The sequence below is a fragment of the Vogesella mureinivorans genome (assembly GCF_007644035.1).
GTDB lineage: Bacteria > Pseudomonadota > Gammaproteobacteria > Burkholderiales > Chromobacteriaceae > Vogesella > Vogesella mureinivorans.
In genome coordinates this window covers 1-274 of the sequence record NZ_VMTV02000293.1, presented here as the reverse complement: position 1 = coordinate 274, position 274 = coordinate 1, and the positions used below count along the sequence as shown (strand labels likewise).

The window sequence follows — 274 nt, the reverse complement described above, 5'->3', positions numbered from 1 at the left end:
ACCGACAGGCCATAACGCGCGATCGCGTTGCGATCGAGCTTCACGTCGAGCGTCGGAGAACCGCCCACTTGATCGGCCTTGACGCTGCCCGCTCCCGGTATGCCCTGGAGCACGCGCACCATCTCGTTCGCCGCGAGCGACATCTTGTCGAGGTCGTCCCCGTAAAGCTTGATGGCGACATCGCCGCGAACGCCCGCGATCAGCTCATTAAAGCGCAGCTCGATCGGCTGGCTGACCTCGTAAAGCTGTCCGAGCTGGCCGCCAGCGGCTTTCT

The 274-nt window shown here is 63.9% G+C and carries 1 protein-coding gene; it reads right to left on the bottom strand.

Annotated features, from left to right (window positions below; translation table 11 throughout):
- Positions 1 to 274: efflux RND transporter permease subunit (locus FLQ44_RS09820; protein ID WP_147694259.1), on the bottom strand; the 274-nt coding region annotated here is incomplete at both ends.